The 21005-nt window shown below is 58.5% G+C and carries 20 protein-coding genes and 1 tRNA gene; all 21 read left to right on the top strand.

Going from position 1 to position 21005, the window contains the following annotated elements; genetic code table 11:
- Window positions 1-170 precede the first annotated feature (170 nt).
- Entirely contained in the window at window positions 171-884 is a 714-nt protein-coding gene (locus QF629_10455) for a Crp/Fnr family transcriptional regulator (GenBank protein MDP6013951.1), read from the top strand.
- A gap of 228 nt (window positions 885-1112) precedes the next feature.
- Window positions 1113-1391 carry a hypothetical protein gene (locus tag QF629_10450; protein MDP6013950.1) on the top strand — a complete coding sequence of 93 codons (279 nt, stop codon included), beginning with the start codon at window positions 1113-1115 and terminating at the stop codon, window positions 1389-1391.
- Window positions 1392-1488: 97 nt separating this feature from the next.
- Window positions 1489-2694 carry an acyl-CoA dehydrogenase family protein gene (locus QF629_10445; GenBank protein ID MDP6013949.1) on the top strand — a complete coding sequence of 402 codons (1206 nt, stop codon included), beginning with the start codon at window positions 1489-1491 and terminating at the stop codon, window positions 2692-2694.
- 669 nt (window positions 2695-3363) lie between these two features.
- A tRNA-Asp gene (locus QF629_10440) sits at window positions 3364-3442 on the top strand.
- A gap of 391 nt (window positions 3443-3833) precedes the next feature.
- A complete protein-coding gene (locus tag QF629_10435) occupies window positions 3834-4190 on the top strand; it encodes an NADH-quinone oxidoreductase subunit A (GenBank protein MDP6013948.1) in 357 nt (118 codons plus the stop codon).
- Window positions 4181-4720, top strand: a complete 540-nt coding sequence (locus tag QF629_10430; GenBank protein MDP6013947.1) for an NADH-quinone oxidoreductase subunit B family protein — start codon at window positions 4181-4183, stop codon at window positions 4718-4720. Before QF629_10435 ends, QF629_10430 begins: the two co-directional genes overlap by 10 nt.
- Window positions 4721-4742: 22 nt before the next feature.
- Window positions 4743-5354 carry an NADH-quinone oxidoreductase subunit C gene (locus QF629_10425; protein MDP6013946.1) on the top strand — a complete coding sequence of 204 codons (612 nt, stop codon included), beginning with the start codon at window positions 4743-4745 and terminating at the stop codon, window positions 5352-5354.
- Window positions 5354-6532, top strand: a complete 1179-nt coding sequence (locus tag QF629_10420) for an NADH-quinone oxidoreductase subunit D (GenBank protein ID MDP6013945.1) — start codon at window positions 5354-5356, stop codon at window positions 6530-6532. Before QF629_10425 ends, QF629_10420 begins: the two co-directional genes overlap by 1 nt.
- Window positions 6529-7146 (top strand): NADH-quinone oxidoreductase subunit NuoE, encoded by a 618-nt coding sequence (gene nuoE / locus QF629_10415; GenBank protein MDP6013944.1) that lies wholly within the window; start codon window positions 6529-6531, stop codon window positions 7144-7146. The genes QF629_10420 and nuoE overlap by 4 nt, the downstream gene beginning before the upstream one ends.
- Window positions 7146-8423 carry an NADH-quinone oxidoreductase subunit NuoF gene (nuoF, locus tag QF629_10410; protein ID MDP6013943.1) on the top strand — a complete coding sequence of 426 codons (1278 nt, stop codon included), beginning with the start codon at window positions 7146-7148 and terminating at the stop codon, window positions 8421-8423. The genes nuoE and nuoF overlap by 1 nt, the downstream gene beginning before the upstream one ends.
- A 13-nt stretch (window positions 8424-8436) precedes the next feature.
- Window positions 8437-10509 (top strand): NADH-quinone oxidoreductase subunit NuoG, encoded by a 2073-nt coding sequence (gene nuoG / locus QF629_10405; GenBank protein MDP6013942.1) that lies wholly within the window; start codon window positions 8437-8439, stop codon window positions 10507-10509.
- Window positions 10506-11516 (top strand): NADH-quinone oxidoreductase subunit NuoH, encoded by a 1011-nt coding sequence (nuoH, locus tag QF629_10400; protein MDP6013941.1) that lies wholly within the window; start codon window positions 10506-10508, stop codon window positions 11514-11516. The genes nuoG and nuoH overlap by 4 nt, the downstream gene beginning before the upstream one ends.
- 9 nt (window positions 11517-11525) lie before the next feature.
- Window positions 11526-12014 carry an NADH-quinone oxidoreductase subunit NuoI gene (gene nuoI, locus QF629_10395; GenBank protein ID MDP6013940.1) on the top strand — a complete coding sequence of 163 codons (489 nt, stop codon included), beginning with the start codon at window positions 11526-11528 and terminating at the stop codon, window positions 12012-12014.
- 10 nt (window positions 12015-12024) lie between these two features.
- Window positions 12025-12630 (top strand): NADH-quinone oxidoreductase subunit J, encoded by a 606-nt coding sequence (locus QF629_10390; protein ID MDP6013939.1) that lies wholly within the window; start codon window positions 12025-12027, stop codon window positions 12628-12630.
- Window positions 12630-12938 (top strand): NADH-quinone oxidoreductase subunit NuoK, encoded by a 309-nt coding sequence (nuoK, locus tag QF629_10385; protein ID MDP6013938.1) that lies wholly within the window; start codon window positions 12630-12632, stop codon window positions 12936-12938. The genes QF629_10390 and nuoK overlap by 1 nt, the downstream gene beginning before the upstream one ends.
- Window positions 12939-12944: 6 nt before the next feature.
- Complete coding sequence (gene nuoL / locus QF629_10380; GenBank protein ID MDP6013937.1) at window positions 12945-14870, top strand: NADH-quinone oxidoreductase subunit L; 1926 nt, start codon at window positions 12945-12947, stop codon at window positions 14868-14870.
- Between the two features lie 4 nt (window positions 14871-14874).
- Window positions 14875-16374: an NADH-quinone oxidoreductase subunit M gene (locus QF629_10375; GenBank protein ID MDP6013936.1), complete on the top strand. Its 1500-nt coding sequence runs from the start codon at window positions 14875-14877 to the stop codon at window positions 16372-16374.
- Entirely contained in the window at window positions 16371-17816 is a 1446-nt protein-coding gene (gene nuoN / locus QF629_10370) for an NADH-quinone oxidoreductase subunit NuoN (protein ID MDP6013935.1), read from the top strand. Before QF629_10375 ends, nuoN begins: the two co-directional genes overlap by 4 nt.
- Complete coding sequence (locus QF629_10365) at window positions 17813-18574, top strand: biotin--[acetyl-CoA-carboxylase] ligase (GenBank protein MDP6013934.1); 762 nt, start codon at window positions 17813-17815, stop codon at window positions 18572-18574. Before nuoN ends, QF629_10365 begins: the two co-directional genes overlap by 4 nt.
- On the top strand, window positions 18571-19350 hold the full coding sequence (locus QF629_10360; protein MDP6013933.1) for a type III pantothenate kinase: 780 nt from the start codon (window positions 18571-18573) through the stop codon (window positions 19348-19350). Before QF629_10365 ends, QF629_10360 begins: the two co-directional genes overlap by 4 nt.
- Window positions 19347-20996, top strand: coding sequence for a ribonuclease J (locus tag QF629_10355; GenBank protein ID MDP6013932.1), 1650 nt, complete (start codon window positions 19347-19349; stop codon window positions 20994-20996). Before QF629_10360 ends, QF629_10355 begins: the two co-directional genes overlap by 4 nt.
- The last annotated feature ends 9 nt before the right edge of the window (window positions 20997-21005 follow it).

The following is a 21005-nucleotide window of genomic DNA, read 5'->3' as shown; positions in this document are numbered from 1 at the left end:
CGAAAAGCTAGAAACCGGCGCCGCAGCCTCTATCACCCAAGTTAAAATTGCGGTCGCCGGGCAGCATGTCATCGCTGCTGCCGCCGCGTAAGCTGGTCAAACTGGTTTCTTCTGGCTGAAAAGGTCTCTAGAATCGCAGTGGCGCGTTATCGCTGAAGCGAGAACAGAGCATGGAAAAACAGTCGCCCGATCAACTGGCCAGCGTGGAGTTGTTGTCCGGCCTTGCGCCTGATGCGTTGCAACGGCTGGAGCAGGGTTGCATGTGGCGCCGTTACAAGCGGGGAGAGGAAATCGTCGCCCGCGATAGCGACAGCCGGGATCTCTTTATGGTTATCACCGGCTCTGTGGAAGTGGCGAATTTCTCGACCACGGGCCGGGAGATTGCCTATGCGACCATTCCGGCGGGCGAGTATTTCGGCGAGCTGTCCGCGCTCGACAATCTGCCGCGCTCGGCCACGGTCTCCGCGGCAGAGGACACCCTTGTCGCGGTCATGCCCCGCACTCTGTTCATTGATGTGATGAGCGACGAGCCCAAGGCTGCCCTCAAGGTGATGATGCGCTTGGCGCACATCATTCGTATCTGCGACGATCGGATTATGGATTTGAGCACGCTTGGTGCGGTGCAACGCGTTTATATCGAGCTACTGCGCATCTGCGGCCCCGATCCTGCGGTGCCGGATCTCTGGTCGGTCTACCCGATGCCGACCCAGTCCGAAATCGCCGCCCGCGCCGGCACGACACGCGAGACGGTGGCGCGTGTGATCAGTCAACTCACCCAGGACGAGATCATCCAGCGCAAGGGACGCACGCTCTATATAAACGACCGTGAGCGTTTGCAGATGATCGCGGTTTCGCTGGAAGGGAACGCCTCCGTGGCACGCTGATTAAAGGCTGCTTGCCGTTAGGGTAGGCGTCCGAGCGGAGTGGTGCAAAGCAGGACAGTGACTAGAGGTGATGTAACCGTTGTCGATTCGTATGCCAGACGGCTGTGATTAGCCCCCATCGACTGGTCCATACTGCGAGATGGTAAGGGTGCACTATATTGCACCAAGCTGTTGTCATAAACGACAAAGGGTTGCAGAAAATTTCTGCTTGGTCCTATGCCGCCCCCCGTGACTTTGCTGCGCTGGTTTGCCAGTATCGGGGCGCCCGGTAGCGCGACGACCTTCCGGGAAACGGCCCACATGGCGCAATACGGCAGCAAGGAAAGGATTTCGATGGCTCGCAAGCCAAATTACAGATTCGAACGCATGGAACGTGAGCGGTCCAAGGCGGCAAAGAAGGCCGCGCGGGCAGCGCTAAAAGCAGAGCGCGCCGAACAAAAGAAGGTCGAGGGGCAGGGCGATGTCCCGCCCGCGGAAGAGGCGGACGAGTCGGAAATCGAGTCCTAGGCTCACTCAAGCTGGGTTCGGTCCTGTCGGTTGGGTCGCTGAATGTAAGGCAGGAAAAAGCTGCGGATGCAGCATGCTTATCGAACGAGGGTATCACATGGACTTCGAGTATTCGGACAAGGTTAAAGCGCTACAGGAACGCATCTCCGCGTTCATGGACCAGCATATCTATCCAAACGAGGATGAGATCATGCGCCAAAACAACGAGGGTGATCGCTGGCAGCATGCGCCCCTGATCGACGAGCTTAAGGCCAAGGCGCGTGCGGCTGATCTGTGGAATCTGTTCCTGCCGGAATCGGATCGCGGGGCAGGGCTGACAAACCTCGAATATGCGCCCTTATGCGAGATCATGGGCCGCTCCCCATACGCGCCCGAAGTATTCAATTGCTCGGCGCCCGATACGGGCAACATGGAGGTGCTTGAGCGCTACGGCAACGCAGCCCTCAAGAAGAAATGGCTAGAGCCGCTTCTCGCCGGCGAGATCCGCTCGGCCTTTGCCATGACCGAGCCGGCCGTGGCTTCGTCCGACGCCACCAACATTGAGGCGCGCATCGAGCGTGACGGCGACAAATATGTCATCAACGGCCGCAAATGGTGGACGTCTGGTGCGCCAGATCCGCGCTGCAAGGTGCTCATCTTCATGGGTAAGACCGATCCGACCAATTCCAACCGGCACAAGCAGCAGTCGATGATCGTGGTACCGATGGATACGCCCGGTATCGAGGTGGTTCGTGCGTTGCCGGTTTTCGGCTATGACGATGCGCCCCACGGCCATGCCGAGGTGGACTTCAAAGATGTGTGTGTGCCGGCATCGAATATCCTGCTTGGCGAAGGCCGTGGCTTTGAAATTGCGCAGGGTCGCCTTGGCCCGGGCCGCATTCATCATTGCATGCGCCAGATAGGCGTTGCCGAGCGCGCCTTGGAGCGAATGTGCAAGCGTGCCAAATCGCGTATCGCGTTCGGCAAGCCGGTCTCCGAGCAGACCGTCACCCAGGAGCGCGTTGCCGAGGCACGAATCATGATCGACCAGGTTCGCCTGCTGGTGCTCAACGCCGCTTACAAGATGGACACGGTTGGCAACAAGGAGGCGCGCCAGGAAATCGCAATGATTAAGGTCGCGGCCCCCAACATGACTTGCAAGGTGGTCGATTGGGCCATCCAAGCGCACGGCGGCGCCGGCGTAACAGAGGACTTTGGGCTGGCTCTGGCTTACGCGCATTCGCGTACTCTGCGCCTTGCCGATGGTCCCGACGAAGTGCACCGCAACCAGATAGCTAAGCTGGAGCTGAGACGATATAATTAGGCACGATGGGCGGTGTTTCGAAATCGCGGTTTAATTGCAACCTACGTTAAGGCGGCATTTTCGTAGCATACGTGGTTTGCTCCGCAGTTTTGGAATTGACTCGTCCGAAGTGAAAAGTCTCTTATCGGATCTGAAGTATTTTCGACAAGCAACTCATTGCTGTTCCTAGATGTCGCGATTAGCCGTGTTACAATTGGCCGTAGCATCGATGATGATGTTCGCTTTTATGGCGGTGTGGTTTCCGTACTAACAGTTATCGGTGCCATCTCTTGATCCAGCGTGGCGTAAGTATTAACGCCGTATATCCGGTGGCCAGTACGCTCGAAGGTGAGCCTAAAATGACGGCGTGGTGAGCGCTCGCGTGATCATATGTTACAGGGCATCGCCAGCTTCGTCACGCTGTTGGTCGCCACTGCGGCGATGTCTAGCTCCTCTCTGGTGATCGCGGTCGATGCCTTGTGGCTGCACGTGGGACACTGGGTATGACCAGCCACGCGTATTTAATTTCGGCGACGCTGCTTCTCTAGCTTGCTTGACTTGATCGCTTTTCTTTGAGCGCTGCGCATCGGATTCTGTTGGATAACGACAAGGTTGCGAGCAAAGACGCGAGGACTAATCTGCTTTCCTTGACAGGTCGCGGAGGCTCGCGTACAGACCGGTCACTGGCTTGGGGGTGTAGCTCAGTTGGTTTTAGAGCGCTGGCCTGTCACGCCAGAGGCCGCGGGTTCGAGTCCCGTCACTCCCGCCATTATCCCTATTATATCAGTGGCTTTGCCTTGCGACCGGGCCATATTGTCTGTTCATGACAGACCATACAGATCAGGGTGGCAAGCGTTGTTTAAGGGCATGCCGGAGGCGATGCTCCTCTGAACCGCATCCAAAGTTGGAACTCCACGATGGCTGTCAGCATCGAGCTATTTCGCAATGCTATCCCCCGATTGTAAGCGCAATTGGAGCGGCAGGAAGAACAACTTCGTCGCATCCTGATCGATAGTCAAAAAGAGCAAAAAAACGCCTGGATTTCTTTGCTTTCCAGCTTTGGGAGTTCTATAGTTCGAGCGCCAATTCACCCCCCCCTGAGGCCCCGGGTCAGGGCGCCTTGCGTCAGGCTGTTTGGGACGGCCTATAAGGCACAGGCGATGCTCGCTGAATATTTGCCGATTCTCATCTTTCTCGGCATCGCTGCCGGTCTGGCCATGGCGGTCGTGCTGGCGTCATACGTGGCAGCGCAGCAGAATCCGGATAGCGAAAAGCTTTCCGCCTACGAATGCGGGTTTGAGCCGTTTGACGATACGCGTGGCCGTTTCGATGTCCGATTCTATCTGGTCGCTATCCTATTCATCATCTTTGATCTTGAGATGGCTTTTCTCTTTCCCTGGGCGGTGGCGTTGCAGGACATTGGCACCTTTGGCTTCTGGTCGATGATGATCTTCCTGGGGGTTCTCACCATTGGCTTCGTTTACGAGTGGCGCAAAGGAGCGCTTGAATGGGAGTAGGGACGTCCGACGTCCTGGCTTCGGGCCCGGCGGGGCAGGACGCGCTGCTGCATCGCGTGGGCCAGGAGATCACGGACAAAGGCTTTGTCGTCGCCCAGTTGGACAAACTAATCAATTGGGCGCGTACCGGCTCGATGTGGCCGATGAGCTTCGGTCTGGCTTGCTGCGCGGTGGAAATGATGCACACCGGCGCCAGCCGCTATGACCTCGACCGCTTCGGCGTCGTCTTTCGGCCCAGTCCACGCCAGTCGGACGTTATGATCGTCGCGGGCACCCTGACCAACAAGATGGCGCCAGCCATGCGCAAGGTGTACGACCAGATGGCCGAGCCGCGCTATGTCATTTCCATGGGCAGCTGCGCCAATGGCGGTGGCTACTATCACTACTCTTATGCCGTGGTGCGCGGCTGCGATCGCGTTGTTCCGGTAGACATCTATGTGCCGGGATGTCCACCGACGGCGGAAGCGCTGCTGTATGGCATCCTTCAGCTCAAAAAGAAGATTCGCCGCACCGGCACGATCGTGCGTTGAGGCCGGCCGGCCGAACGACAGCATGACTCAGGCACTTCACGATCTCGCAGACTACATCATGACGGTCGCGCCGGGCCTAGCCTCGCGGCCCGTGGTGGCAAATGGCGAACTGACGATCCATTGCGATACCGATGTCGTGATCAGGCTGTTGACCTTTCTGCGCGATGATACCGAGTGCGATTTCCGCCAACTTGTTGATATCTCGGGCGTCGATTGGCCGGCGCGCGAGCCGCGCTTCGACGTGGTCTATCACCTGCTCAGCCATCGCCAAAACCACCGCATCCGAGTGACGCTCGGGACCGACGAGGACACGCCCGTGTCGTCGGCAAGCGCTATCTTTAGCGCTGCGACGTGGTACGAGCGCGAAGTTTGGGATATGTACGGGGTGTTCTTCTCCGAGCATCCCGACCTCAGACGTATGCTGAGTGACTACGGCTTTGAGGGGCATCCGCTACGCAAGGATTTTCCCGTTACCGGCCATGTTCAGGTGCGCTATGACGAGGCGCAAAAGCGCGTCGTTTATGAACCCGTGACGCTGACCCAGGAATTTCGCAACTTCGATTTTGTGAGTCCGTGGGATGGCACCCACCAGGCGCCATCCGGTAATGAGAAAGCCGACGGTGAGAGCGCGTGATGGCCGAGACCGAGATCCGCAACTTCACCTTCAATTTTGGCCCTCAGCATCCGGCCGCGCATGGCGTGCTGCGCTTGGTGGTGGAGATGGACGGGGAGATCGTCGAGCGCGCGGATCCGCATATCGGCCTGCTGCACCGCGGCACTGAGAAGCTGATCGAGCATAAGACCTATCTCCAGGCGCTGCCCTATTTCGATCGTCTCGACTACGTCTCGACGATGGCTCAGGAGCATTGCTATAGCCTGGCGGTCGAGAACCTGCTCGGTATCGAGGTGCCCGAGAGGGCGCTGTACCTCCGGGTACTGTTCGATGAGATCACGCGCATTCTCAATCACTGTCTGCAGATATCGGCGAACGCCTTCGACATCGGCGCGATGACGCCGCTGTTGTGGCTTTTCGAGCAGCGCGAGCTGTTGATGGAGTTCTATGAGCGTGCCTCGGGCGCGCGCCTGCACGCCGCCTATGTGCGGCCCGGCGGCGTGCATCAGGACATTCCGGCTGGCATGGACGAGGACATCATGCGGTGGTCGGAAGGCTTTCCCCGGGTGCTCGACGATGTCGAGGGGCTCTTGACCGAGAACCGGATCTGGAAGCAGCGCAACGTTGATATCGGTAATGTGTCTACAGCCGAGGCGTTGGATTGGGGCTTTTCCGGGCCGATGCTGCGCTCTACCGGTGCCGCCTGGGACCTGCGCAAGGCGCAGCCCTATGCCGTCTACGAACGACTCGATTTCGATATTCCCGTTGGGCGTAACGGCGATTGTTATGATCGCTATCTGGTGCGTATGGAGGAGATGCGCCAAAGCCTGCGCCTCATTCGCCAATGCGTTGAGCAAATGCCAGAAGGTCCGGTGATGGTGGAGGACAACAAGATAGCGCCACCCCGCCGCGGCAAAATGAAGCAGTCGATGGAAGCATTGATCCATCACTTCAAGCTCTATACGGAAGGCTATCGCGTGCCCGCGGGCGAGACGTATGCCGTGGTCGAAGCGCCCAAAGGTGAGTTCGGTGTCTATCTCGTCGCGGACGGTACCAACAAGCCCTATCGCTGTAAGATTCGTGCACCGGGCTTTGCCCATTTGCAGGCTATTGATTTTATGTCGAAGGGTCATCAACTCGCCGACATGGTGGCCTGTATTGCAAGCATGGACGTGGTGTTTGGGGAGATTGACCGATGAGCGGGCGTCACTTTGCGCCGGCGTCGGAGCAGCCAAATTCGTTCGTCTTCAGTAAGGAGACCATGTTGGCGGCAGAGGCGGTAATCGCCAAGTACCCCCCGGGTCATCAGCAGAGCGCCTGTATCCCGTTGCTGGACTTGGCCCAGCGTCAGCATGGGGGTTGGTTGCCCAAGGCAGCAATTCGCGCGGTCGCAGAACTGCTTAAGATGCCCGAGATTCGCGCCTTCGAAGTGGCGACCTTCTACACCATGTTCAATTTAGCGCCGGTTGGTAAGCACTTAGTACAAGTCTGCCGCACCACGCCTTGCTGGCTGCGGGGTAGTGACGACCTTATCAATGCTTGCCGCGAGCATCTCGACGTCGAACTTGGCGGGAGCAGCGATGACGGTGAATTCACCTTGGTCGAGGTCGAGTGTCTCGGTGCCTGCGTCAATGCGCCGGTGGTGCAGATCAACGATAACTATTACGAAGATCTGGATGCTGAGCGCATGGTGAGTCTGCTCGATGATCTGAAGGTCGGAAAGCCAGTGATCATAGGCTCGCAAGAGCACAATCGCGACACCTCGGCGCCGATCGGTGGGCGCACCACCTTGCTAGCGGAGGATGGAACCTGATGCTGGCCGACAAGGATCGTATTTTTACCAATCTCTACGGCAATCTCGGCGTCGATTTAAAGGCGGCACAGGCACGTGGTGATTGGGATGACACTAAGGCTTTGCTGGAGCGCGGTCGCGACAAGATTGTCGAGGATATCAAGGCCTCTGGTTTGCGCGGGCGCGGCGGCGCGGGCTTTCCCACCGGTCTCAAGTGGTCGTTCATGCCAAAGGAGCTGGACGGTCGTCCGTCCTTTCTTGTCGTCAATGCGGATGAGAGCGAGCCCGGTACCTGCAAGGACCGCGATATCCTGCGCCACGAGCCGCACAAGCTCATCGAGGGTTGCGTCATTGCCGGCTTCGGGGTGGGGGCAAAGGCGGCCTACATCTACATCCGCGGCGAGTTTTACAACGAAGCTCAGGCATTGCAGCGCGCTATCGACGAAGCCTATGAGGCCAAGCTGATCGGCAAGGGTGCCTGCGGCACGGGGGAAGTGTTTGATGTTTATCTCCATCGAGGTGCCGGTGCCTATGTCTGTGGAGAGGAGACGGCACTACTCGAAAGCCTAGAGGGCAAGAAGGGGAAACCGCGGTTGAAGCCGCCATTTCCTGCTAATGCCGGACTGTATGGCTGTCCAACTACGGTAACTAATGTTGAGACAGTGGCCGTTTCTCCAACCATTTTGCGACGTGGGGCGAGTTGGTTCTCGGGCATCGGCCGTAAGAATAATACCGGCACCAAGCTGTTCTGCCTGTCTGGCCATGTTGAGCGACCCTGCAATGTTGAGGAGGCGATGAGCATCCCCTTGCGCGAACTCATCGAGCGCCATGCCGGTGGTGTGCGTGGCGGCTGGGACAACTTGCTGGCCGTGATCCCCGGCGGCTCCTCGGTTCCCTGTCTGCCTAAGACTGCTTGCGAAGACCAGATCATGGATTTCGACGCGCTGCGTGATGCCAAATCCGGACTCGGCACGGCAGCTGTCATCGTTATGGACCAGTCTACCGATATTATCGCTGCCATTGCGCGCCTGGCGCATTTCTACAAACATGAGAGTTGCGGCCAATGCACCCCCTGCCGTGAAGGTACGGGCTGGGTGTGGCGCGTGCTCGAGCGCATGGTCACCGGCAATGCGGAGATCGAGGAAATCGACATGCTGGAGACCGTGACCAAGCAAATTGAAGGTCATACCATCTGCGCGCTTGGCGATGCTGCGGCCTGGCCAGTCCAAGGCCTGATCCGGCATTTTCGCGCAGAGATCGAGCACCGCATCCTTGAGCGCAAGAAGCGCGCTGCGTAACGGAGGGAAGCGCATGCCAACACTGACTGTCGACGGTCAGGAAATCACGGTTAAGCCGGGGACCACGGTGCTCCAGGCTTGCGAGCAAGCCAGCGCCGAGGTGCCGCGCTTCTGTTACCACGACCGGCTGTCGATCGCCGGCAATTGCCGCATGTGTCTGGTCGAGGTGGAAAAGTCGCCAAAACCGATCGCCTCCTGTGCCATGCCGGCGGGCGACGGTATGGTTGTCCACACCGACAGCGAGGTGGTGCGCAAGGCCCGCGAAGGCGTGATGGAGCTATTGCTCATCAATCATCCCCTCGATTGCCCGATTTGCGACCAGGGCGGTGAGTGTGACCTGCAGGACCAGGCGATGGCCTTTGGGCGTGATGTCGGCCGCTACGACGAGGACAAGCGCGTGGTGCCCGATAAGAACTTCGGGCCCCTGGTCGAGACTGTTATGACCCGCTGTATCCACTGCACGCGGTGCGTTCGCTTCATGGAGGAAGTCGCCGGCGTGCCGGCGCTGGGAGGGCTGTTCCGTGGTGAGGAGATTGAGATCAGCTTTGTCATCGAGAGCGGGCTGCACTCGGAGCTCTCGGGAAACATCATCGATCTCTGCCCAGTTGGTGCCTTGACCTCCAAGCCCTATGCCTTCAGCGCACGCTCGTGGGAGCTGCGGGAGATCAAATCAATTGATGCGCTCGATGCCGTCGGTAGCAGCATCCGGATCGATGCTCGTGAACGCCGGGTGATGCGTATCCTGCCGCACCTCAACGAGGCGGTAAACGAGACGTGGCTTGGCGATAAATCGCGCTTTGCCTATGATGGTCTCACGCGCCAGCGCCTCGACAGGCCCTATGTGCGGGACCAGGACGGCAAGCTATGCGCGGCCAGCTGGGAGCAGGCCTTTGCGACCATCGCCAGACAGATGGAGCGCGTGGACTCAGGCAGCTTCGGTGCCATCGCTGGCGATCTGGCTGATTGCGAGGCTATGTACGCGCTCAAGGATCTGACCGACGATATTGGCTCACCCAATATCGATTGTCGCCAGGACGGGGCCAAGCTCGATCGGTTGCGCGCAAGTTATCTCTTTAACAGCACACTGGCCGGGATCGAAGAGGCAGATGCCCTACTACTGATAGGCACAGATCCACGGCGTGAGGCGCCAGTTGTCAATCAACGCATTCGCAAGCGCTGGCGTGCTGGCGGCTTCACGATTGGCGTCGTCGGGCCGGAAAGCGATTTGACCTATCGTTACGAGCACCTTGGCGATGAACCGTCCGCCCTGGTCAGACTGACTAAGGGTGAGGGCAATTTTGCGTCTGTTCTGAGTGCCACAAAACGGCCCATGCTCATTCTCGGCATAGGCGCTTTGGCGCGAGAGGACGGAGGGCAAATTCTCAGTCATGCACGCGCTATCGCCGAGCGCTTCGGCATGGTGAGTAAGGACTGGAACGGCTTCAACGTGCTGCATACGGCGGCTGCGCGTGTTGGTGGTCTTGATCTGGGCCTGCTGCCGAACGAGTTCGGGCTCGACGTTGCCGGCATGGTGCAGGCGGCGGGTGAGGGTAAGCTTGAAGCGCTATATCTGCTCGGCGCGGATGAGATTGATATGGCGGCACTCGGCGACGCCTTTGTGATCTACCAGGGCCATCATGGTGATGCTGGCGCCCAGCGCGCCGACGTTATTCTGCCCGGCGCGGCCTATACCGAAAAAGACGCGACCTACGTCAACATGGAAGGGCGCGTGCAGCGTACCCGCATGGCAGTCTTTCCGCCGGGCGAGGCGCGGGCCGATTGGTCTGTGCTGCGTGCCTTATCCGAAACCCTCGGGCTGAAGCTTCCCTACGACACGCTCGCCGAATTACGCGAGCGCATGTGGGACACCTCACCGCATATGAAGAACATAGGCAAGGTGGCAACCGCAACCTGGCGTGCGTTTGGCGAGGATGGCCCGATGGCTGATGATGCCTTCGTCTCGCCTGTTGCGAACTATTACATGACCGATCCGATCAGCCGTGCTTCCGAGACTATGGCTAGGTGCACGGCCTCGTTCGGCGCGCCGCCGCCAGCCGTGGCGCCGAAAGAGAAGAAGCCGGCATGAGCGCCTTGTGGGGCGGCTATTTCTGGCCAGGAATCATTATCGTCGCACAAATTCTGGTGGTCGTGGTGCCGCTCTTGCTGGCAGTTGCCTATCTCACCTATGTTGAGCGTAAGGTGATCGGCGCCATACAATTGCGCAAGGGACCGAACGTGGTCGGTCCCTTGGGTCTATTCCAGCCTCTGGCGGACGGCTTGAAGTTATTTCTGAAGGAGACCGTGTTTCCTGTTCGCGCGGATACCTACGTCTTCATCCTAGCACCTATGATCACCTTCACCCTCAGCTTTGTCGCCTGGGCCGTCATCCCGTTTGATGAGGGCTGGGTGATCGCCGATATCAATGTTGGTATTCTCTACCTCTTCGCAGTTTCGTCCCTTAGCGTCTACGGCGTGTTGATGGCGGGTTGGGCGAGCAACTCGCGCTACGCTTTTCTCGGTGCCCTACGCTCAGCGGCGCAAATGGTATCCTACGAAGTCTCGATGGGGTTTGTCATCGTCACGGTGCTGATTTGTGCCGGCACGCTGAACCTGAGCGAGATCGTCATGGCGCAGAAGGACCTCTGGTTCGTTGTTCCGCTGTTTCCTATGTTCGTCATCTTCTTCATCTCTGCCCTGGCGGAGACCAATCGCTCGCCGTTTGATCTGCCGGAAGACGAGGCGACGCTGGTAGCGGGCTATTTCGTCGAATATTCGTCGATGCTGTTCGCCTTGTTCTATCTCGGCGAATACGCTGCGATGATTCTGATGAGCGGCATGACGGTGATTCTCTTCCTTGGCGGTTGGTTGCCGCCGTTCGATATAGTTCCCTTTACTTGGATTCCAGGCATCATCTGGTTCGGGGGCAAGGTGGCACTGGTGTTGTTCGGCTTTCTCTGGGTGCGGGCGACGTTCCCGCGTTACCGTTACGACCAGCTGATGCGCCTTGGCTGGAAGGTATTCTTACCGTTTTCGTTGCTTTGGGTGGCGCTCACCGCCGGTGCGGTGGTCGCGTTCGACTGGTTTCCGAAGTGAGGTTTGGCAATGTCACTCGTTGACCGCGGGCGCCGCGGCCTTCTGTTGAGCGAGCTTGTTTCTGGTCTGTGGCTGACTTTGACTTATCTATTCAAGCCTAAGGTGACAATTAACTATCCCCACGAAAAGGGACCATTGAGCCCTCGTTTCCGCGGTGAACACGCGCTGCGTCGCTACCCAAACGGCGAGGAGCGCTGTATCGCCTGCAAGCTCTGTGAGGCCATATGTCCAGCCCAGGCGATCACTATCGAGGGCGCGCCGCGCGGGGACGGTAGCCGGCGCACGGTGCGCTATGACATTGACATGACCAAGTGCATCTATTGTGGTTTTTGTCAGGATGCCTGTCCGGTGGATGCTATCGTCGAGGGTCCGAATTATGAGTTCGCTACCGAGACCCACGAGGAATTGCTCTACAATAAGGAGCGCTTGCTTGCCAACGGCGATCGTTGGGAGACATATATCGCCGCGAACCTTAAAGCCGACGCGCCGTATCGCTAAGGAATCGTGGATGATCATTGCTTCGCTTTGCTTTTATCTCTTCGCTGCGGTCATGATCGCCTCCGCGGTTATGGTCATAACTGCGCGCAATCCGGTGCATTGCGTCTTGTTTCTGATCCTTGCTTTCCTCAACGGGGCGGGCCTGTTCGTGCTCATGGGGGCCGAGTTCTTGGGCCTGATATTGGCCATCGTTTATGTGGGTGCTGTGGCCGTACTGTTCATGTTCGTCGTCATGATGCTCGACACCGACTTCAGCGCGATCCGCGGAGGCTTTTTGCAATATTTGCCCATCGGCGGTGCTATCGGGCTGGTGCTGATGATCGAACTCGGCTTTGCTGTCGCTGCCATTCGCGCCGGCGAGGGAACGATGGCGATGCCTATGCCGAACGATGGCGGAGTCAGTAATACTGAGGCGTTGGGCCGGTTGCTCTACACCAATTATTTTTATCTTTTTCAGGCCGCTGGGGTGATCCTGCTCATCGCTATGGTGGGCGCCATCGTGCTCACTTTGCGCCGGCGCGAAGGTGTGCGTCGACAGACGATAGTTGATCAAGTGGCGCGCCGGCGCGAGGATTCAATAGAAATCCGCAGAGTGACGCCGGGAAGCGGCATCTGATGACCATCACGATCTCGCATTATCTGGTGCTCGCCGCGATCCTCTTCACGATCGGCATTTTCGGCATCTTTCTCAATCGAAAGAACGTCATCATCATCCTGATGTCTATCGAGCTGATGCTGCTCGCCGTCAACATCAATCTGGTAGCTTTCTCTGTCTACTTACAGGACCTGGTGGGGCAGGTCTTTGCCATGTTCGTGCTCACCGTTGCTGCCGCCGAAATCTCGATCGGTCTGGCGATCCTCGTTGTCTACAACCGTGTCCACGACACCATCGATGTCGAGGACATAAATCTTATGAAGGGCTGATCTGGAATGATCACGCTCAGCGTGTTCCTACCTCTGATAGGGGCAATTATTGCCGGCCTGTTCGGCCGCGTCATCGGCGCCCGCGGGGCGCAAGTCGTGACCTGCGGTGCGCTGATTGTCTCGGCCGTGTTCGGCACCGTTATATTCGCACAGGCCGTTGGTGGCCAAGAGCCCTATACGGTTGAACTGTTCACTTGGATGACCTCGGGCTCTCTCGACTTCTCGTGGTCGCTGCGTGTGGATTCGCTGACCGCGATCATGCTTTTCATGGTAACCGTGGTCTCGGCCGTCGTGCATGTCTATTCCGTTGGTTACATGGCGCACGATTCGCATATTCCGCGCTTCATGGCCTATCTCTCGCTGTTCACCTTCTCAATGCTGATGCTAGTGACGGCAGATAATTTCGTGCAGCTCTATTTTGGCTGGGAAGGCGTTGGTCTTTGCAGCTATCTGCTGATTGGCTTCTGGTACACGCGGCCCGCCGCCAATGCTGCGGCTATCAAGGCCTTTGTGGTCAACCGTGTTGGCGACTTCGGCTTTGCGCTCGGAATCTTAGCGATCTATCTGGTATTCGATTCGGTGGACTACGCCACCGTCTTCGCTGCTGCGCCTGCCATGGACGGTACAAAGTTAGACTTCCTCGGTATGGAGGTCGATACGCTGAGTACGGTCTGCTTGTTGCTGTTCATCGGCGCCATGGGAAAGTCGGCGCAGCTGGGTCTGCACACTTGGCTGCCTGACGCTATGGAGGGTCCTACCCCAGTTTCCGCCCTCATCCACGCCGCGACCATGGTCACGGCCGGCGTGTTCATGGTGGCGCGCTGCTCTCCGTTGTTTGAGCTCTCCGATACGGCGCTCACCGTGGTAACCATTGTCGGCGCCTCAACCGCCTTCTTCGCCGCTACGGTCGGTCTCGTGCAGAACGACATCAAGCGGGTGATCGCCTATTCCACGTGCAGCCAGCTCGGTTATATGTTCTTCGCCTGCGGTGTCTCGGCCTATTCCGCCGGCATCTTCCATCTCCTGACCCATGCCTTTTTCAAGGCGCTCCTCTTCCTTGGCGCGGGCTCGGTGATCCATGCCATGTCCGACGAGCAGGACATGCGCAAGATGGGCGGCACCTGGCGCATGATCCCCTTTACCTATGCCCTGATGTGGATTGGCTCCCTGGCGCTGGCGGGGATACCACCCTTCGCCGGATTTTTCTCCAAAGACGGCATTCTCGAATCTGCCTTTGCAGTCGGCGGCGGCGTAGGAGTTTACGCCTATTGGCTCGGTGCAGCGGCCGCGATGATGACTGCGTTCTATTCTTGGCGGTTGCTGTTTATGACCTTCCATGGCGCGCCGCGGGCGGACGAGAAGGTCATGGCGCACGTTCATGAGTCGCCCATGGTGATGCTGCTGCCCATGACGGTGCTGGCCGCCGGTGCCATTTCCGCCGGCTATTTCGGGGTCGGCTTGATCGCTGTGGATGCCCATTACTGGGGCGATGCTATCGTCATGACGGAGGGCCACACGGCGCTTGCCGATGCCCATCATATCCCATTTTGGGCCAAGTACTTACCGCTGTTTTTGGCGGTCGTCGGCATCGGCATTGCCTATCTGTTCTATGTTGCCAACCCGGGCCTGCCCGGGCAGTTGGCAGCGAAGGCGAGGGTCCTCTACCTGTTTCTGCTCAACAAATGGTATTTCGACGAACTCTACGACCGGATCTTCGTCAATCCAGCGAAACGGCTTGGGGTCGGCTTATGGAAGTCTGGCGATAGCGATCTGATCGACGGTATTGGTCCGGATGGCGTTGCTGCCGCGGTGATAGACTTGGCACGCCGTGCCAGCCGTTTGCAGACCGGCTTCGTATACCATTATGCCTTTGCCATGCTGATCGGCGTTGCCGCACTGGTCACCTGGTACATGGTTGGGCTGGGGGGCTAGGACGATGCATAGCTGGCCGCTGCTCAGCCTTCTCATCGTGGTGCCGCTGTTCGGTGCCTTCCTGATATTTCTCATCGGCTCGGAGGAGCGCAACGCGCGCGCCGTGGCACTGTGGACCTCGCTCATCACCTTCGCGCTATCGCTCTTGCTGTGGTCGAGTTTCGACGGCGGCAGCGCCGATTTCCAATTCGTCGAGCGCGTCGACTGGATGCCGAGCCTGGGTCTTTCCTACTATCTTGGCGTTGACGGCATTTCGATCCTGTTCGTGGTGCTGTCGTCATTTCTGATCCCGGTCTGTGTGCTGGCAAGCTGGATTGCCATCAAGGAGCGCGTGAAGGAGTACATGATCGCCTTCCTGGTCATGGGCGCGATGATGAACGGCGTCTTCATGGCTTTGGACATCGTGCTGTTTTATGTCTTCTTCGAAGGCATCCTGATTCCGATGTTCCTAATCATCGGGGTCTGGGGCGGGTCGCGGCGGGTCTATGCCGCCTTCAAGTTCTTTCTTTACACGCTGGCGGGCTCAGTGCTGTTGCTGGTCGCTTTTCTGACCATGGTGATCAGCGCCGGCACGGCCGATATCCCGCTGCTTATGGATGCTGAGTTCGAGCCTTCTCTGCAATACTGGCTGTGGCTGGCACTCTTCGCTTCGTTCGCCGTCAAGGTGCCTATGTGGCCCTTCCACACTTGGCTACCCGACGCCCATGTCGAGGCGCCGACAGCGGGCTCGGTGGTTCTGGCCGGTGTCCTGTTAAAGCTCGGCGGCTACGGCTTCCTGCGCTTCTCGCTGCCAATGCTGCCGGAGGCGTCCGAGTTCTTCGCACCCTTAATCTACGGCCTCAGCGTCGTCGCGGTGATCTACACCTCGTTGGTCGCCCTGGTGCAGGAGGACATGAAGAAGCTCATCGCCTACTCATCGGTGGCGCATATGGGCTTCGTCACAATCGGCATCTTCACGTTGACGCAGCAGGGTCTCGAAGGCGGTATCATGGTGATGCTCAGCCACGGCATTGTCTCCTCTGCCTTGTTTCTATGCGTCGGCGTGGTTTACGATCGCATGCATTCTCGTCTCATCGAGACCTATGGCGGTCTGGTGCATCGCATGCCTGTTTATGCGGCTGTGTTTTTGGTCTTTACTATGGTCTCGATTGGCCTGCCTGGCACCGGCGGATTCGTCGGCGAGTTCCTGGTGCTGCTCGGCATCTTCCAAGTGAGCACCTGGACCGCGGCGCTTGCTGCCCTCGGTGTTATTCTCGGTGCTGCCTACATGCTTTGGCTCTATCGCCGGGTCATCTTTGGCGATCTGACAAAGGAAAACCTTAAGGCCATCCTGGACCTCGACCGCCGCGAGATTGTCATCTTCGCGCCGTTGATCCTGGCGGTGTTGTGGATGGGCATTTACCCCAACAGCTTCCTCGACGTGATGCACGTCTCAGTAGAGAACCTGATGGTACAGGCGCAACCCGCGACAGCCCCGCCGCCAATTGAGATGGTGGGTCAATGAACGGCTTTCCCGATCTCGCTCCGGTCCTGCCCGAGGTGGTCCTCCTCGTTGCTGCGGTGGTCATCCTGATGGTTGGCGTCCTTCGGCGCGGCGAGGATCAGAGTGATAAATCCGCGACGGTCATTGCGCTGCTCGGGATGTTCGGCGCTTTCCTGTTGTTGCTCATGGCGCCGGGTGAGTCGCGTCTTGCCTTCGGCGGGCTCTTCGTAGCGGACGCCTTTGCGCACTTTATGAAGGGCCTCGTGCTTATCGGCGCTGCGTTGACTCTTATCATCGCCAACGGTTATCGAAAACGGGAGCGGCTCGAACAGTTCGAGTATGCCGGGCTCATGGTCTTCGCCACACTCGGCATGCTGATGATGATCTCGGCTAACGATCTCATGGCGCTCTATGTTGGTATTGAGCTGCATAGCCTGCCACTTTACGTCATTGCTACGATCAAGCGCGACAATCGTCGCTCGACCGAGGCCGGCCTAAAATATTTCATCCTCGGCGCGCTGTCCTCGGGCATGCTTCTCTATGGCTGTTCTCTGGTCTACGGCTTCGCTGGCAGTACAGGTTTTGATGAGCTTGTGGCCGAGCTTAGTGACGACACGCCAGCGGTCGGGCTGATCGTCGGGCTAGTCTTCGTGGCATCGGGCCTGGCCTTCAAGATCTCGGCTGTGCCTTTCCATATGTGGACGCCCGATGTCTACGAGGGTGCGCCCACCGCCATCACTGCTTTCTTCGCCACAGTGCCGAAGGTCGCGGCCATGGCATTGTTCGTGCGCGTCCTCATCGATCCCTTCGGCGGGCTTGTCGGCGAATGGCGTCAAATAGTGGTATTTATCGCTATCGCCTCGATGGCGCTTGGCGCCTTCGCAGCTATCTACCAGACCAATATTAAGCGGCTAATGGCGTACAGTTCGATCGGTCATGTTGGCTATGCCTTGGTCGGCTTGGCGGCTGGCAACGAGGTAGGCGTACGCGCCGTCATCGTCTACATGGCGATTTATCTAATCATGGTCATCGGTATTTTCGCCTGCATCCTGGCCATGCGCGCGCGCGGACAGATGCTGGAGAACGTCAGCGATTTGGCGGGTCTGGCGCGCAGCCAACCGCTGCTCGCTTTGGCGCTCGGCATCCTAATGTTCTCGATGGCCGGTATCCCGCCGCTTGCAGGTTTTTTTGGTAAGCTTTATGTCTTTCTGGCGGCGGTCGAGGCGGGGCTCTTCGAACTGGCTATTATAGGGCTCTTGGCAAGTGTTATTAGTGCCTTCTATTATTTGCGCATCATCAGGATTATGTATTTCGACGAGCCGGGCGAAGGCTTTGATATGCCTCTGGAGCGCGAGTTGGCTTTGGTTATAGGTGGCACCAGCGTCATCATGCTGTTCTTCTTCGTCAATCCGAGCCCGCTGGTGGCTGGCGCCGGTGTGGCTGCGGCAGCGTTATTTCCATGATTGTGCCGCTATCGCTACCACCGGCATACGATGTCGTCGCCTTCAACAGCATCGACAGCACCAACGATGAAGCGAAGCGCCGTGCGGAAGAGGGCGCGCCGGCTGGTACGCTGATCTGGTCCCGCGAGCAGACCAAGGGCAGGGGCCGCCGCGGCCGGGACTGGAAATCACCACCGGGTAATCTCTATCTCTCGCTCATCTTGCGGCCGGATCGCTCGGTCGGCGAGGCGGCGCAACTGTCGTTCGTCGCTACCGTGGCGCTGGCCGATGCTATCGCCGGGACCAGTGGGCTTTCCGCGGAGATTGCTCATAAGTGGCCTAACGACGTGCTTCTGCGCGGTCGAAAGTGCGCCGGCATCCTGCTCGAATCGTCCCTGTGCGACGACCATAGGCTCGACTGGCTCGTTATGGGTGTCGGTGTCAATCTCGCCAAGCATCCGGAGAGAACGGAGTTTCCGGCCACCGATCTGGTTGCTGAGGGCGGCGACACCGTAGCGGTGGAAGTTATGCTGGAAGCTTTCGCGAGTCATTTCTTGCGCTGGCAGAAGGTCTGGCTTGACGCAGGATTCGCGCCGGTGCGTGACGCCTGGCTGGCCCGCGCACTTGGTCTTGGTAAACTCTTACTGGTTCGCATCGGCGAGGAGAGCTTTGCTGCCACCTTCCTCGACCTGGCAAAGGACGGAGCCTTGCTGGCGCAGCTCGCCGACGGGCGTGTGCGGCGTGTTGAGGCGGGCGAAGTCTTCCCGGCTGTCGCATGAGCAAGAAATATCTCCTTGCTGTTGATGCCGGTAACACCAATGTGGTGTTTGCGATCTACGATGGCGAGATGCTGCTAGACACCTGGCGCACGGCGACGGTCGGCAACCGAACGGCCGACGAATATGCCGTTTGGCTGACGCAATTGATGAGTCTGCGAGGTATTGTGCCGGGCGATGTCGGTAGCGCGATTATCGCGACGGTAGTGCCGCAGACACTCTATCAATTGGTCAGGCTGTGCGAGCGTTATTTCAGTTGCGAAGCGTGCGTGGTTGATGCTGGGATGAACCTCGGTCTCAATATCCATATAGACCGACCAAACGAGGTCGGCGCAGACCGCTTGGTCAACGCCGTTGCTGCTCATGCGCGTCACGAGGGCTGGCTGATCGTTATCGATTTTGGCACCGCCACCACCCTCGACGTGGTTAGCGCCGCTGGCGACTACGAAGGTGGCGTCATTGCCCCCGGCGTCAACCTGTCGTTGGAAGCGCTTGACCGTGCTGCCGCCAAGCTGCCGCGTATCGCAGTCGAGAAACCGGAACACGTGGTCGGGCGTAGTACGCTCGAGGCCATGCAATCGGGCGTCTATTGGGGCTATGTCGATATGCTGGAAGGCATGATCCAGCGTATTCAGGATGAGGTGGGCGAGCCTATGTGCGTGGTCGCTACGGGCGGTCTGGCGCCGCTATTCAGCGATGCCACTGATGCCATCGACGTAGTTGAATCTGATCTCACGCTATTCGGGCTTTGCCGCCTGCATCGAATGAGAAGCGCGTGAGCGAATTCGACGAAGCCCTGATCTTTCTGCCCCTTGGTGGTTGCGGCGAGATCGGCATGAACCTCAATCTCTACGGGCTAGACGGCAAATGGGTGATGCTCGATCTTGGAATCACTTTCGGTGGGCCAAATCTACCGGGTGTCGAGCTGGTCATGTCTGATCCTACTTTTATCGCAGAGCGACATAATGATTTATTAGCTATCGTATTGACTCACGGACATGAAGATCACCTTGGTGCCGTAGCCTATCTCTGGCCGCAGCTGCGCTGTCCCGTCTACGCAACACCATTTACCGCTGCGCTGTTACGCCGCAAGCTCGCCGAGGTGGGACTGGAAGAGGAGATGACGGTCCACATCATTCCTCTCGGCGCGCGCTTCGAGGTCGGCCCGTTCGACATGGAGTTGATCACTGTCACCCATTCCACGCTGGAGCCCAACGCCATCGCCATCCGAACACGACTTGGCACGGTGGTGCATACGGGCGACTTCAAGATTGACCCCGAACCGCTGATTGGTGATAGCGTCGACGACGATGCGTTGCGATCTCTTGGCGACGAGGGCGTGCTTGCCCTGGTTTGCGATTCAACCAACGTTTTCGTGCCGGGCAAATCCGGATCCGAAGGCGAGCTACGGCGCAGCCTCAACTCTCTTTTGGCCGACCGGTTGGGGCGAATTCTTGTCACCACTTTCGCCTCGAATGTTGCTCGCATAGAGACCGTCGTGAAGCTGGGGCAACAGCAAGGCCGTCAGGTCGTATTGGCTGGGCGCAGTCTCTGGCGCACAGTCGAGGCGGCGCGTGAGGCTGGTTACCTAAGGGACCTGCCACCATTGCTTTCGGATGACGAGGTGGGCAACCTGCCGCCGGAGAAACTATTGATTCTGGCCACCGGAAGTCAGGGAGAGCCGCGCGCTGCCCTGGCCAAGATCGCCGTCGATTCCCACCCACGTATCTCGTTGGAGTCTGGTGATCTCGTGGTTTTCTCGTCCAAGGTTATTCCGGGCAATGACAAGGCAATCTATCATATATATGACAATTTGCAGGCGCGCGGTATCGAGGTGATCACAGAGGCCGATCACTTCGTGCATGTCTCGGGCCATCCGGCACGCGACGAGTTGATACAGATGTATGGCTGGACGCGCCCCGTTATCGCGATACCGGTACACGGCGAGCGCCGCCACCTCATTGAGCATGAGGCGCTGGCGAAGTCTCTGCACGTACCGCAGGTCGGTTTGGTCGAGAATGGCTGTGTGCTGAAGCTTGCGCCAGGTCCGGCAGAGGTTGTTGATCGCGTCCGGTCGGGCCGCCTAGTGCTCGACGGGAATGTTTTGGTCGCTATTGACAGTGAGATCCTGCGCGCCCGCCGCCGGTTGATGCGCGATGGTATCGTGTTTGTCATCTTGGTCATGGATAGTGTGGGCAATCTTCTGGTCGAGCCGCGCTGGCACGCCGAAGGTGTGCATATCGACGGCGCGGCCTCCGACGGGGCACTTGAAGATGCCGTAGCGCGGGCTGTCGAAGGTCTTTCCAAGCCAAAGCGTCTCGATGACGAGACGGTTTGCGAAAGCGGGCGTCTCGCCGTGCGTAGGCTGTTGCGCCACATATACGGAAAACGTCCGACGGTCATAGTGGAGTTGGTCCGGGTGTGAGAGGGTGAA

The organism is Alphaproteobacteria bacterium, from assembly GCA_030739735.1.
Classification (GTDB): Bacteria; Pseudomonadota; Alphaproteobacteria; order UBA7887; family UBA7887; genus UBA7887.
Note: the sequence above shows the minus strand (reverse complement) of the source record. Positions and strands in the feature narration are given on the sequence as shown.

Bases quoted from the DNA above. Each gene is read 5' to 3' on its own strand.
- QF629_10455 (MDP6013951.1), top strand. From the start codon at position 171: ATGGAAAAACAGTCGCCCGATCAACTGGCCAGCGTGGAGTTGTTGTCC.
- QF629_10445 (MDP6013949.1), top strand. From the start codon at position 1,489: ATGGACTTCGAGTATTCGGACAAGGTTAAAGCGCTACAGGAACGCATC.
- QF629_10435 (MDP6013948.1), top strand. From the start codon at position 3,834: ATGCTCGCTGAATATTTGCCGATTCTCATCTTTCTCGGCATCGCTGCC.
- QF629_10430 (MDP6013947.1), top strand. From the start codon at position 4,181: ATGGGAGTAGGGACGTCCGACGTCCTGGCTTCGGGCCCGGCGGGGCAG.
- QF629_10425 (MDP6013946.1), top strand. From the start codon at position 4,743: ATGACTCAGGCACTTCACGATCTCGCAGACTACATCATGACGGTCGCG.
- QF629_10420 (MDP6013945.1), top strand. From the start codon at position 5,354: ATGGCCGAGACCGAGATCCGCAACTTCACCTTCAATTTTGGCCCTCAG.
- nuoE (MDP6013944.1), top strand. From the start codon at position 6,529: ATGAGCGGGCGTCACTTTGCGCCGGCGTCGGAGCAGCCAAATTCGTTC.
- nuoF (MDP6013943.1), top strand. From the start codon at position 7,146: ATGCTGGCCGACAAGGATCGTATTTTTACCAATCTCTACGGCAATCTC.
- nuoG (MDP6013942.1), top strand. From the start codon at position 8,437: ATGCCAACACTGACTGTCGACGGTCAGGAAATCACGGTTAAGCCGGGG.
- nuoH (MDP6013941.1), top strand. From the start codon at position 10,506: ATGAGCGCCTTGTGGGGCGGCTATTTCTGGCCAGGAATCATTATCGTC.
- nuoI (MDP6013940.1), top strand. From the start codon at position 11,526: ATGTCACTCGTTGACCGCGGGCGCCGCGGCCTTCTGTTGAGCGAGCTT.
- QF629_10390 (MDP6013939.1), top strand. From the start codon at position 12,025: ATGATCATTGCTTCGCTTTGCTTTTATCTCTTCGCTGCGGTCATGATC.
- nuoK (MDP6013938.1), top strand. From the start codon at position 12,630: ATGACCATCACGATCTCGCATTATCTGGTGCTCGCCGCGATCCTCTTC.
- nuoL (MDP6013937.1), top strand. From the start codon at position 12,945: ATGATCACGCTCAGCGTGTTCCTACCTCTGATAGGGGCAATTATTGCC.
- QF629_10375 (MDP6013936.1), top strand. From the start codon at position 14,875: ATGCATAGCTGGCCGCTGCTCAGCCTTCTCATCGTGGTGCCGCTGTTC.
- nuoN (MDP6013935.1), top strand. From the start codon at position 16,371: ATGAACGGCTTTCCCGATCTCGCTCCGGTCCTGCCCGAGGTGGTCCTC.
- QF629_10365 (MDP6013934.1), top strand. From the start codon at position 17,813: ATGATTGTGCCGCTATCGCTACCACCGGCATACGATGTCGTCGCCTTC.
- QF629_10360 (MDP6013933.1), top strand. From the start codon at position 18,571: ATGAGCAAGAAATATCTCCTTGCTGTTGATGCCGGTAACACCAATGTG.